Source organism: Microbacterium sp. LWH11-1.2 (assembly GCF_038397745.1).
Lineage (GTDB): Bacteria > Actinomycetota > Actinomycetes > Actinomycetales > Microbacteriaceae > Microbacterium.
The window spans coordinates 878,030-890,148 of sequence record NZ_CP151636.1; the positions used below are offsets into that span (position 1 = coordinate 878,030).

A 12,119-nucleotide genomic window follows, 5' to 3' on the forward strand; every position below is an offset into this window, starting at 1 on the left:
CGCTGCACGTGAAGACCTCCCCGCTGCGCACGCGCCGATCCGGCATCGCGCGCTCCCTCCGCGAGGCCGTGCTCCCGGCGCGGCTGCTGTTCGTCGCGAAGACGACGCTCGCCGTCGGGCTCGCCTGGACGATCGCGCCGCACATGCCCGGAGTGACCGACGAGTACCCCTATTACGCTCCCCTCGGCGCGCTGGTGAGCATGTACCCCACCCTGATGGGTTCGGCGAAGACGAGCCTGCAGACGCTGCTCGGACTCGCGACCGGGATCGGCCTCGCGACGCTCGTGATCCTCACGATCGGCCCGACCTGGTGGACAGTCCCGCTCGTCATCGGCGTCGGCGTGCTGCTCTCGGGCACCGGCTGGTTCGGCGCCGGACGCGAGTACGTCCCGATCGCGGCGCTGTTCGTGCTGGTCGTCGGCGGACAGGATGCCGACGACTACTCCCTCGGCTACCTCACGCAGATGGCGGTCGGCGTGGTGATCGGGCTCCTGGTGAACGTGCTGATCGCGCCCGCTCCCCTCACGAAGGCGGCGGAGGCACGGGTGGATGCGTTCCGCGCACAGCTGGGATCGCACCTGCACGACATCGGCTCCGCGGTGTCGGAGTCATGGCCACCAGAGCACCAGCAGTGGGCCGACGATGCCGCCTCCCTCGCGGACACCGCCGCCGAGCTGCGCTCCGAGCTCGCGGAGGCCGACGAGAGCCGCCGTGGCAACCCCCGGGCGTGGGGTCGGCGCGGTGACACGCAGCACATCCACGATGAGCTGGCGACCCTCGACCGGGTCGCGCACCTCATCCGCGACATCTCGGATGCCACGGCCGACACGATCTGGGACCGGCCGGCCGCCCTGCCGCTCGACCCCACCCTGCCGGAGCCCCTGTCAGCCGCGTGTCACGCGGTCGCGGAGGTGATCGCGCAGGAGGATCCCTCGTCGAGCGAGAGTCATCGGGAGCGCGGCGAGGCGGCGCGCGCCATCCGCCTGCTGCTCGAGCAGGTCGACGACCGCACCTTCGACGTGCGCAGCTCCATGGGTCCCGGTGTGCTGACGGCGATGCACCTGCGCCGGATCCTCATCCTCAGCGGAGGCGAAGCGAGGAACCACGACGACTGACCGATGTGTCGGTGTTGAATGGACGCACGACAGAGGGAAGGGAGCGCTCGGATGCCACAGCCGACGAAGCTGCCGCCGGGACAGCGCGCCGTCATCGGCTTTCCCCGGTTCGGCATCGACCTGCATTCGCCTCCTCCGGTGACGGCATCCGAGATCGACATCGAGATCACCGGCGCTGTGACGGGAGCAGCCGCCGTCTCCGATGCCACCCTCGGATCGCTGCCTCGCGCATCGATCGACGCCGACTTCCACTGCGTCGCGGGCTGGTCCGCGACGGGCCTGAGGTGGGAGGGATGGCGCTTCGAAGACGTGCTGAACCAGCTCATCCTTCCGCAGGCCGCCGACGGCGGACGCATCGCCTTCCTCGTCTTCGTCGGAGCGGACGGGTACCGCTCCATCGTGCGGCGGGAGGATGCCGTCGGCGCGAACGTGCTCCTCGCCGATCGGCTCGACGGTGAGCCGCTCGCACCGGAGCACGGCGCCCCCGTCCGACTGGTCAGCCCCGACCAGTACGGGTACATCAACACGAAGCACCTGACACGCATCGAACTGCATGTCGACGAACCCGAAGCCGTGTTCCACCCGCGGCGGAGCGTGCAGCGTGCGCTTCGGGCGGTCCACCCGCATGACAGGGCTCGCGTCTGGCAGGAGGAGCGGCATCGCCACCTTCCGTCGTGGCTCACCCGACCGCTGTACCGCCTCGTGGCGCGGCTTCCTGCTCCGCGTGCCGAACGCTAGGGAGGCAGCGAGAAGCCGCTAGATCGTGTCGTCTGCCGCGATCAGGTCCATCTGCCAGAACCGCCCGTTCGGATCCTCGTCGTCGTGCGCCTCGTCGGCGGCCGACAGTACCTCGTGGATCTTCACCATGACGTCGTCGAACTCAGCCTCGGTGAGTCGGATCGTGCGCTGTGTGAACGCGGCATGGATCTCGGTCGTCCGGCCGGCGACATACTCGGGCGTCCAGGCGATCACGCGCCGGATCAGCTCCTGATGATCGTCGGCGAGCGCCGCGATCACCGCGGCGCCCAGGGCTTCGTCGGCGACGGGGCTCTCCGGGCCGCCGACGTTGAGCGCCCCCTTCCGAGCGGTCCACACCCGGTCGCGGCGGTCGCGCGCCTTCTCCGGCGCCTCCTCGATGAGGCCGGCATCCGCGAGGGTGCGCAGGTGGAAGCTCACGCTGTTCGCCGGAACAGCGAGCTCGGCCGCGGCATCGGCCGCGCGGATGAACTCGCGGCGGGCGATCAGTCGCAGGATGCGGCGCCGCAGCGGATGGGAGTACGCCTTCAGCATCGCCGAGGTCATCCACTGCGGATCCTCGTCCGATCCCGTCACCGCATCCGCCGCCATGTCCCGATCATACCTGCACTCAAACTTGCGCAATTAAACTTGCGCAAGTGTTCTTGCACATCTATCCTCGGATCATGAGCACGACGAGCGCCCCGCACCGCCTCTGGCGCAACCGCCGCTATCTCACGTGGCTCGTGAGCGATACGAGCAAGGGCCTCGCCGCGTCCCTCTTCGGCTTCGCGATCCCCCTGCTCGCGCTCATCGTGACGAACGACCCCGCGCAGGCCGGCATCATCGGCGGAGCGGGCATGGTCGCCCGGCTCCTCATGACCCTCGCCGGCGGCATCCTCGCCGACCGTCACCGCCGCATCGCCCTCATGATCCTCGGGTCGCTGATCGGCATCGTGCTCGCCGGCGGCTTCACGCTCCTCGCCCTCGGCGATGCGCTCACCTTCGGCTCCCTGCTGGTCATCGACATCCTGCTCGCCGCGCGCAGCGGGCTGTTCGACGTCGCCGGCGAGAGCGCGATCAAGGAGATCGTGCCGGACGAGGCGATGGGACGCGCGCAGGCCGCGAATCAGGGCCGGGATGCCGCGCTGCAACTGGCCGGCGGCCCGATCGGCGGACTCCTGCTCGGCGTCGGCGGGTGGCTGGTCGGGGTCGCGATGACCCTCTGTCACCTGGTCGCCGCCGTCACCGCCTGGATGCTCGGCCGCGAGGCGCGCCGCGCCGGGATCGTGGATGCCGGAGCCGAGAGCGATCCCTCCGCGAGCGCGGAAACGGCGAAGGCGAAACCGAACGCCTGGGCCGAGCTGCGCGAGGGCTTCGGGTGGCTGATGTCCCGCCCCGACCTCGGCGGCGTGCTGCTCATCATCACGATCATCAACCTCGGATTCAACGCGGCGACCACGACGGTCATCTACTCCCTGCAGCAGGAGGGATACCCGGAGATCCTGATCGGCGGGATGACCGCGGCAATCGGCGCGGTCATGCTCGCCGGCGCTGTCGTCGCCCCGCTGCTCGTGCCCCGGGTGCGGGCCGGGGTCCTGGCGATCATCGGGCTGTCGTCCGCGGCAGCAGGTTCCGTCGTCCTCTCGATGGTCACCGAACCCTGGGCGATCGTCGTGGTGCTGGGAGCGGCGGTGCTGATGCTCCCCGCCCTGAACGCCGGGATGATGGGCTACTTCATGGTCGCGACGCCGACCCACCTGCTCGGGCGGGCGAACAGCGCCGCCGGCGTGCTCGGCATGGGCGCCCTGCCGCTCGCGCCGCTCATCGCCGGCTTCGGCCTCAGCTGGCTCGGGCGGGAGTGGACGCTCCTCATCTGCGCAGGGCTCTGCCTCGTCGCGGTCGCCCTCGCCCTGGGCAACCGGGCGCTGCGCGCGCTGCCCGTCGAGTCGCAGTGGGCCGCGCACGCGAAGCAGTACGAATCGGCCTGACGGGCCTCGGTCGCGATCCGGTCAGAGCGCGCCGGTGAGGGCCGCGATGCCGAGCAGCACCGAGACCAGCGCGAGCACGAGGGCGATCGAGATGAGCACGACGTGCACCGTGAGGAACGTCGTCGCCTTGCCGTTCTCGTCGCGCGCACGCGGATCTCTCGCGACCCGCTTGTAGAACTGCGGCCACACGATCGCGTTGAAGGCGGCATTGAGGAAGAGCACGATGGCGAGGGGGATCACTCCTCCACCGTAGCGACGGAATTCTTGGACGCGGACATGTATCAGGATGCTCTTGCCGTGCTCCTGGTAGGTGTGATCACAATGGGCTTCATGATCGACGGTGCACCCGGCGCCGCTCTCGATCCTGCATCGGGCGGCGGCCCTGCACGCTGGGAGCGAGCCGCAGACCTGTTCGACGCATGGCGCGAGGGCGACGGTCACGCGATGGACGAGCTCGTGCGTCTGATGACGCCCGTGCTCTGGCACGTCGTGCGCGCCTACGGGCTCGAGCGCACGCTCGCCGAAGACGCCGTGCAGACCACCTGGCTGCAGCTGGTGCGCGGGCACGGCTCGATCGCGGACCCGCGGGCGGTGTCGGCCTGGCTCACCACCACGGCGCGACGCGAGGCCTGGAAGGTCGGCAAGGCGCACGGCCGCGTGGACACGACGGATGCCGATGACCTCGATGCCCTGCTCCCCGAGCAGACGTCCGCCGAGGAGCACGCGGCCACCGGCGACGAGAACCGCCGGCTCTGGTCGGCGGTGCAGCGCCTCGCGGAACGCTGCCAGCGGCTGTTGCGCGTGATCGCGTTCGACGAGCGGCCTGACTACGCACGGATCGCGGCGGACCTCGGGATGCCGGTCGGCAGCATCGGACCGACCCGCAACCGCTGCCTCGCCAAGCTGCGCGCCCTGCTGGACGCACCTCCGACGCCGAAGACGGGAGGACTCCCATGAGCGACCACGAGGACGCCGAGGTCTTCGCCCGCCTGCGCACGCTCTGGCGCGAGGTCGACCCGGTGCCCGCCGATCTGATCGACCGCATGGTGGCCGCGGTCGCCGCCGACGGCCTCACGCGGGAGTACGCCCTGCTCACCCTGGTCGAGGGTGAGCTCGGCGCCGTGCGCGGAGACGCGGATGCCCTCACCCTGCAGTTCAGCGACGGCACCACCAGCATCCTGCTGCACGTCACGACGACGGCGACGGGGCGACGGAGGGTCGACGGCTGGGTCGATACGGCCACCGCCGAGATCGTCCTGACCCAGGGGGAGAGGTCGGCGTCGACGTCACCCGCCGAGACCGGGCGCTTCGTGTTCGACGAGGTGCCGCCCGGTCTCACCCGCGTGCGACTGACGACGGGCGAGGGCGACGCGGCGCGCACGCTGGCGACCCCGCAGTTCGAGCTGTGAGCACGGGCGCTGCCCGTCGATGACACCGCGGGGCGACCCGCACGGAGAGGATGATCCATGGAGCAGCCCAAGGGATGGACCTGGCAGGACCGCGCGGAGGGGTCGGTGCGTCGCGGCACGGCCCTCGATCCGAGCCTCGAGCCCGTCGACGGCATCCGCGCGTTCCCCACCGCCTATCTGCCGCAGCGGCTGCTGATCACGCGGACCGATGACGATCAGGAGGCGTACGACCAGGAGGTGCGCACGCTCCGCGATGCCGCCGACACGTTCGGCTGGCAGCTCGAGATCGAATCCGAGGCGCGGAGGACCGTCGATCTCGTCCCCGGCGTACCCGGATTCCGGCGCGCGTACCTGACGACACCCGACGAGCCGGGCCGAGGTGAATCGCCCGTCGCACCCGACGCCTGGCGGGTGCTGCAGCGCGCGCGACGCATGTCGCGCTCGACGATGCCGCGCACGAGCCTCGAGCACGTGCTGTCGATCGACCCGGTCGGGCTCAACCCCTTCACGCGCACCAACCCGTTCACGCGGACGAACCCGTTCACGCGCACCAACCCGATCCGCGGCGCCGGAGCGGGCGGCAGCGACGACTACCTCGAGCCCGGTCGCGGCGCCCGGCAGCCGGTCAGCTGGCTGGGACCGGCTCCGCAGCGCGGGCCCGACCCGAAGCGCGGTCGGCGACCTGTCGTCGCGGTGCTCGACACCGGCTGCGGTGAGCACGCCTGGCTGCCCGCCGACATCGTCACCCGTCAGGTCGAGCTCGACGGCGTGCCCGTCGGCCTGACCGATGACGCCGATCCGGAGCGCTACCCCGATCTGTACGGTCAGCTCGACGGCGAGATCGATGCCGTCTCGGGTCACGGCACGTTCATCGCGGGCATCGTCCGGCAGGCGGCGCCGGATGCCGACATCCTCTCGGTGCGCGTCGCCGGCGCCCTCGGCGTGATCGACGAGAGCGCCCTGCTGATCGCCGTCTCCCAGGTCGTCGAGCTGCTGCGCCGGCATCGCGCGGATCCGAGCACGGGCTTCCCGATCGACGTGCTCAACCTCTCGCTCGGGTACTACCACGAGACCCCGACCGACGGACTCTTCAGCATGACGCTGTACGCGCTGCTGGCGACAGCCCGCGCGCTCGGCTGCGTGGTCGTGTGCTCGGCGGGCAACGACGCGATCGACCGTCCGTCGTTCCCCGCGTCCCTCTGGCCGTGGCCCGGATCCGACAACGGCATCCGTCCCGACGACGCGGCGCCGCACGTCTCGGTCGGCGCGCTCAACCCGTCGGCGCAGTCGGTCGCCCTGTTCTCCAACGTCGGCCCGTGGGTGCAGACCTATGCCCCGGGGGCGGCCGTGGTGAGCACGTCCCCCGCCTTCGTCGGCGGCGAACAGGCGACCTCGAGGGCCGACCTCGACGGTCTCCGCCGCGAGACTCTCGATCCGGACGACTACCGCGGGGGCTTCGCGGTGTGGAGCGGCACCTCGTTCGCCGCCCCGTACGTCGCCGGGCGCATCGCAGCGCAGCTCGGCACCGTGCCCGTCGAAGGAGTGAAGACGGATGCCGCCGCCGCGGCCGTGGCGGCCGTGCTCAAGAGCCTCCCCGCCCCGGTCGATCGGGACTGACGCCGCGGCATCCGCTCGGCGTGGGGTACGCAGGGCGCCCGCGCTCTTCCGCCGAACCTCGGCGCACGGCATCCTGGACGGATGCCCCTGTCCGCGAGCGAGCTGCACCGGCGCGGCGTCGAAGCGGCGAACGCCCGACGGTTCACGCAGGCGCGGCGTGCGCTCGACGCGGCCTCCGCGCGCACGGACGACCCCGATCTGCGGGCCCGGATCGACGGGACGATCGCGTACGTGCTCGGCCAGACCGGTGAGCCGGCCGCGGCCGAGCAGCTGTGTCGCGCGGCGCTCGCCCGCCCGGGCCTGACCACCGGGACGATCACGGTGCTCAGCGGTCAGCTCGGCACCCTCCTCTCGCACGCCGGTCGGCTGGAAGAGGCCGAGACGATGCTCACGCAGGCGATCGACGCACTCACGGCCGTCGGCGCCGAGACGATCGAGCTCGCCAACTGCCTGATGAACCGCTCGGTGGTGCGGATGCAGCGGCACGAGCTGGACGCGTGCACCGCCGACCTCCGACGCGCGGTCGCCGTGTACGAAGCCGCCGATGCGGAGGAGCCCCTCGCCGAAGCGCGACACAACCTCGGCTATGCGGCCCTGCTCGGCGGAGACCTCGTCACCGCGCTGAGCCTGATGACACGCTCCCGTCCGACCCTCGCTGCGACCAGCGATCTCGCCGCGGCGATCAGCGACCTCGACCGCGCCGAGGTGCTCCGAGACGCCGGTCTCACGACCGAGGCCGAGACGCTGCTCGCGCAGGTCGCCCGCGAGTTCGGGGCGCAGCGCATGCGCCAGGCGCGCGGAGAGGCGGAGTTCCATCGCGCGCGGTCGCTCCTGCGCCACGACCCGGCCGCCGCGGAGCGGGCCGCGCGCACGGCCCTGCGACGCTTCACGGCGCTGGACAACCACGCGTGGGCCGCGCGCGCCGAGGCCGTGCGTCTCGAGGCGCAGCAGCGGGCACGGCCGCGGAAGCCTCCCGGCGCCGCGGAGTTCGTGCGCGTCGCGAAGACGCTGGAGCGCAGCGGATTCCGCACCGAGGCGGCCGGACTCCGACTCAGCGCGCGACGGGACGGGACAGGACGGATGCCGCGGGTCGACCCCGCGGCACCGACCCCCCTGCGCCTGCACGCCCACGAGGTGCGGGCGGCTCGGGCCGCCGCAGCGGGACGCGACCGGGATGCGCTCCGTGCCGCGGCCGAGGGTCTCGACCTGCTCACGGCATGGCAGCGGTCGTTCGGCGCGCTCGACCTGCAGGCATCGATCGCGATGCACGGGAGCGACCTGATGTTCGCGGGGCTCTCCGCCGCCGCACGCCTCGGCGATCCAGCGGTGCTGTTCGAGTGGTCGGAGCGGGCGCGGCACCTCAGCCAACAGGTCGCGCCGGTGCGCCCGCCGCACGAGGAGGACCTCGCGGTCGACCTCGCGGAACTGCGGATGCTGCGCGCCGAGCTCGCCGGCCAGGACTGGACGACCGACGCCAGAGTGCGGAGTCTGCGCGATCGCGTGCGCGAGCGGCAATGGGCGACGACGGGGTCCGGCGGCACCCGCGACCGGCTCGGGTTGGCCGAGGCGACGGCCTCGCTCTCCGGCGACACCGCCGTGCTCTCGTACGTGTTCACGGGCACCGATCTGCTCGCCGTCGTGGTGACGGCATCCGGGGCGACGGTCGTCGGCCTCTCCTGGCCGCGCGTACGCGCCGCGCTCGACGGGCTGCGCGCCGACCTCGACATGGCCGCACTCACGCGCGGCGGCGTGATGGGTCCGGTGACCGAACGGGCGCTCGCGGCACGGCTGCGGCTGCTCGACGCCGAGCTCCTCGCCCCCGCGCGCGGTGCCGCCGTGGACGCCGACAAGCTCGTGATCACGGTACCCGGCGCGCTGGGCGGCGTGCCCTGGGCGATGCTGCCCGGCATGGCCGGCGTCGCCTTCACGCTGGCGACGTCGGTGTCACGCTGGCGGGCCGTTCACGATTCAGTCCGAACTCGCGTCCGACTCCCGGAATCCGCCCCGACGGGCGATGGCGAGCAAGTTCTTGCTGAATTGCGTGCGCTCGGTCGCGGTGCCCGCTCGGCGCAGGTCGGCTTCGCGGCGGGTCCGCGGGTTCCTCGTGCGGGCGAGGAGGTGCGTCGGGCGGCGGCCGCCTGGCCTGCGGACGCCACGCGGATCATCGAGGGACCCGACGCGACGGTCGCCGCCGTGACAGCCCTCGCCGCCGAGGTCGACCTGCTGCACATCGCCGCCCACGGTCGGCACGCCGTCGACAACCCGCTGTTCTCCGGCTTCGAGCTGACCGACGGAACGCTGTTCGGCTACGACGTCGACCTCATCCCCCGCGTGCCGGGCACGGTCATCCTCTCGGCGTGCGAGCTCGGCCGCTCATCGATCCGGTGGGGCGAGGAAGCCCTCGGGATGACGCGGGTCTGGCTGCACGCGGGGGCGGAGTGCGTGATCGCCGCCCCGGTGGCCGTGCCCGACGACGTCGCCTGCGAGCTGCTCGGCGCCGTGCATGCCGGGATCGCCGCGGGCGATGCTCCCGCGGTCGCACTGGCCACGGCATCCGACTTCACCGGCCTGCGAGCGCCGTTCCAGTGCCACGGGAACGGATTCTGACCTCCATCGAGCGAGATGACGCGACTCAGATCGAGGTTCCCACCGCCCGAGCGAGGCGGGCGATCTGCTCCTCGTTGCGCTGGTAGTGCGACCACTGCCCCACTCGGGTGCATGTCACGAGGTCCGCGCGCTGCAGCGTCGCCATGAATTGTGAAGCGGTCGACTGAGACACGTTCGCTCTGGCCTGGATGTGCTTGAGGCACACACCGACGTCCTCCGCGGGCTGATCCTGCGGAGGAAACGAGGTGGGTTCCTTCAGCCAGCCGAGGATGGCCAGACGCGTCGGATGAGCGAGCGCCTTGAAGACCGTGACCAGCTCATCCCCCGCATGCTCATCGACCATGCGTCGATCATATCGCAGTATCGCGATTTAACGATTATGTGGTAGTCCTTAGATCGTAAAAACGCGATTTACCGATGGGAGCGTCATGGACAGGACAGCGTTGGTGGTGGGAGCGCGGGGAGTGATCGGCGGGAACCTGATCGCGCACCTCGAGAAAGAGGGCGGATGGAAGGTCGTGGGGCTCTCGCGTCGCGGCGGACCTGATGGCGGCGCGGTCCGCCATATCGCCGTCGACCTGCTCGATCGCGACGACACCGTTGCTCGGCTGTCCGGTCTGACCGATGTCACGCACCTGTTCTACGCCGCCTACCAGGATCGACCGAGCTGGACCGAACTGGTGCCGCCCAACCTGGCCATGCTCGTCAACGTCGTGGACGCGATCGAACCGGTCGCGCCGCGGCTGGAGCACATCAGTCTCATGCAGGGATACAAGGTGTACGGCGCGCACCTGGGTCCGTTCGCCACCCCGGCCAAGGAGAGCGATCCCCCGCACATGCCGCCGGAGTTCAACGTGGATCAGCAGCAGTTCCTCGAAGGGCGACAAGCGGGCGCATCGTGGTCGTGGTCTGCGCTCCGCCCCTCCGTCGTCGCCGGCGTGGGGCTCGGGAATCCGATGAACCTCGCGATGGTGATCGCGATCTACGCTTCCATCAGCAAGGAACTCGGGATTCCGCTGCGCTTCCCTGGAAAGCCCGGCGCGTACACGAGCCTGATCGAGATGACGGACGCCGACGTGTTGGCTGCAGCGACCGTCTGGGCGGCCACCTCGCCGGGCAGCCGCAACGAGGCCTACAACATCACGAACGGCGACATGTTCCGCTGGTCGAGCATGTGGCCGAAGATCGCGGCCTTCTTCGAACTCGACACGGCACCGCCGCTACCGATGCGGCTGAGCGAGATCATGGCCGACAAGGCGTCCCTGTGGGAGACGATGGTGGAGCGCCACGGGCTGCGCCGCACACCGTACAGCGACGTGTCCTCGTGGGAGTTCGGAGACTTCGTCTTCGCCTGGGACTACGACGTCATCGCCGACACATCCAAATCACGTCGAGCGGGTTTCCACGGCTACGTGGACACCGAGCAGATGTTCCTCCGGATCTTCCAGGACCTCCGCGATCGGCGACTCATTCCCTGAAGGCCGCGAATCTTTTTCTCCATTCGATGTATCAGAACAGATGCGGGGCGCTCCTGTCTTTCAGAAGGTGCCATGCGAAGGACCTCGAAGGTGTGAGGTGCGAGGAGGCGCAGTCGGCTGGGGACATCCGCTCGCTGGGGAGCGCGGATCCGACACGACACCCTCTGCTCTGGGAGCGCCGCGGCTGGGAGGCCGCGGCGCTCTCGCAGGGCCTCGGCGATCTGGGGACGCCGAGGCCCTCTGGGTGCGCCCCGGAAACTTCACAGTTCTTCGTCACGCGCGTTGTTGCACCTAGGGTAAAAAGGTCGGCGCACCCCCGGACACATATCCCCGCCTACGTCTATACGCATACTGCGCCGGCATGGAGGTTCCATGTTTTTCCAACGACTGACGGATCATGCTCGTCGTCACAGCACGTGGTGGAGCGTCGTGAGCGCTCTCCTCGTGATCACCACCTTCTGCGGTCACTACTCCCTGACCCAGAGCGTCGCGACGCCGGCAGCGGCGCACTCCGCCGAACCGACGCCGACGGCTCAGCCCTCACCCGCGCCGACGCCGACGCAGAAGCCGAAGCCGAAGCCCACGCCGACGCCGGTACCCACCGCTGAACCGGAGCCTGTGCCTGCACCGGCACCTGCCCCCGAGCCGGCACCCGCACCGGCCCCTGCACCAGCACCGGCACCCGCTCCGGCACCCGCACCCGCACCCGCACCCGCGCCGACGGATGACGATGCCGCCGCGGCGGCCGAGGTGCTGCGCCTGGTCAACGTCGAACGCGCCGCGGCCGGCTGCGCGCCGGTCACGGCCAACCCCGTCCTCGGGGAGGTCGCGCGCGCACACAGCCAGGACATGGCGGATCAGGGGTACTTCAGTCACACGTCGCTCGACGGCCGCTCGCCGTGGGATCGCCTCGCGGCGGCCGGCTACTCCGACGGCAGCGGTGAGAACATCGCGGCCGGTCAGAGCACGGCGCAGGACGTGATGTCGAGCTGGATGAACAGCGAAGGGCACCGGTCCAACATCCTGAACTGCGGCAGCACGACGATGGGTGTCGGCATCGGCCACGGCGGCCCGTACGGCATCTACTGGACGCAGGTGTTCGGCCGCTCCTGACGGTCGCAGCTCTTCTCAGGAATGCGCGACGAGGGTCCGGGGCCACGCGGCCTC

Annotated in this window: 12 protein-coding genes; 9 read left to right on the plus strand and 3 right to left on the minus strand. The window is 70.8% G+C overall.

What is annotated here, in order from left to right; all coding sequences use genetic code 11:
- Window positions 1-8 precede the first annotated feature (8 nt).
- The gene (locus MRBLWH11_RS04125) at window positions 9-1,115 is read left to right on the plus strand and encodes an aromatic acid exporter family protein (protein WP_341946819.1); all 1,107 of its coding nucleotides are present in this window, start codon (window positions 9-11) and stop codon (window positions 1,113-1,115) included.
- A 51-nt stretch (window positions 1,116-1,166) separates the two neighbouring features.
- Complete coding sequence (locus MRBLWH11_RS04130) at window positions 1,167-1,853, plus strand: molybdopterin-dependent oxidoreductase (protein ID WP_116636233.1); 687 nt, start codon at window positions 1,167-1,169, stop codon at window positions 1,851-1,853.
- Between the two features lie 18 nt (window positions 1,854-1,871).
- On the opposite strand, the gene MRBLWH11_RS04135 is transcribed toward MRBLWH11_RS04130, so the two are convergent.
- A complete protein-coding gene (locus MRBLWH11_RS04135; protein WP_341946820.1) occupies window positions 1,872-2,462 on the minus strand; it encodes a helix-turn-helix domain-containing protein in 591 nt (196 codons plus the stop codon).
- Window positions 2,463-2,536: 74 nt separating this feature from the next.
- On the opposite strand from MRBLWH11_RS04135, the gene MRBLWH11_RS04140 reads away from it, so the two are divergent.
- Window positions 2,537-3,841, plus strand: coding sequence for an MFS transporter (locus tag MRBLWH11_RS04140; RefSeq protein WP_341946821.1), 1,305 nt, complete (start codon window positions 2,537-2,539; stop codon window positions 3,839-3,841).
- Window positions 3,842-3,862: 21 nt separating this feature from the next.
- On the opposite strand, the gene MRBLWH11_RS04145 is transcribed toward MRBLWH11_RS04140, so the two are convergent.
- Window positions 3,863-4,081: a hypothetical protein gene (locus tag MRBLWH11_RS04145; RefSeq protein WP_116636236.1), complete on the minus strand. Its 219-nt coding sequence runs from the start codon at window positions 4,079-4,081 to the stop codon at window positions 3,863-3,865.
- 90 nt (window positions 4,082-4,171) lie between these two features.
- On the opposite strand from MRBLWH11_RS04145, the gene MRBLWH11_RS04150 reads away from it, so the two are divergent.
- The 4 genes from MRBLWH11_RS04150 (at window position 4,172) to MRBLWH11_RS04165 (ending at window position 9,474) form a co-directional block, all read left to right on the plus strand.
- Window positions 4,172-4,798: a sigma-70 family RNA polymerase sigma factor gene (locus tag MRBLWH11_RS04150; RefSeq protein WP_341946822.1), complete on the plus strand. Its 627-nt coding sequence runs from the start codon at window positions 4,172-4,174 to the stop codon at window positions 4,796-4,798.
- The gene (locus MRBLWH11_RS04155; RefSeq protein ID WP_341946823.1) at window positions 4,795-5,250 is read left to right on the plus strand and encodes a hypothetical protein; all 456 of its coding nucleotides are present in this window, start codon (window positions 4,795-4,797) and stop codon (window positions 5,248-5,250) included. The genes MRBLWH11_RS04150 and MRBLWH11_RS04155 overlap by 4 nt, the downstream gene beginning before the upstream one ends.
- A 57-nt stretch (window positions 5,251-5,307) precedes the next feature.
- Window positions 5,308-6,867, plus strand: coding sequence for a S8/S53 family peptidase (locus tag MRBLWH11_RS04160; protein WP_341946824.1), 1,560 nt, complete (start codon window positions 5,308-5,310; stop codon window positions 6,865-6,867).
- Between the two features lie 81 nt (window positions 6,868-6,948).
- Window positions 6,949-9,474: a CHAT domain-containing protein gene (locus MRBLWH11_RS04165; protein WP_341946825.1), complete on the plus strand. Its 2,526-nt coding sequence runs from the start codon at window positions 6,949-6,951 to the stop codon at window positions 9,472-9,474.
- Between the two features lie 25 nt (window positions 9,475-9,499).
- Here the strand turns inward: MRBLWH11_RS04165 and MRBLWH11_RS04170 are convergent, their stop codons facing one another.
- A complete protein-coding gene (locus tag MRBLWH11_RS04170; RefSeq protein ID WP_282215181.1) occupies window positions 9,500-9,817 on the minus strand; it encodes a metalloregulator ArsR/SmtB family transcription factor in 318 nt (105 codons plus the stop codon).
- Between the two features lie 85 nt (window positions 9,818-9,902).
- Here MRBLWH11_RS04170 and MRBLWH11_RS04175 point away from each other — a divergent pair, with 85 nt between their 5' ends.
- Together MRBLWH11_RS04175 and MRBLWH11_RS04180 are read left to right on the plus strand one after the other, a co-directional pair.
- Complete coding sequence (locus tag MRBLWH11_RS04175; protein WP_341946826.1) at window positions 9,903-10,952, plus strand: SDR family oxidoreductase; 1,050 nt, start codon at window positions 9,903-9,905, stop codon at window positions 10,950-10,952.
- Between the two features lie 429 nt (window positions 10,953-11,381).
- Window positions 11,382-12,065 carry a CAP domain-containing protein gene (locus MRBLWH11_RS04180; protein WP_341946827.1) on the plus strand — a complete coding sequence of 228 codons (684 nt, stop codon included), beginning with the start codon at window positions 11,382-11,384 and terminating at the stop codon, window positions 12,063-12,065.
- Window positions 12,066-12,119 lie beyond the last annotated feature (54 nt).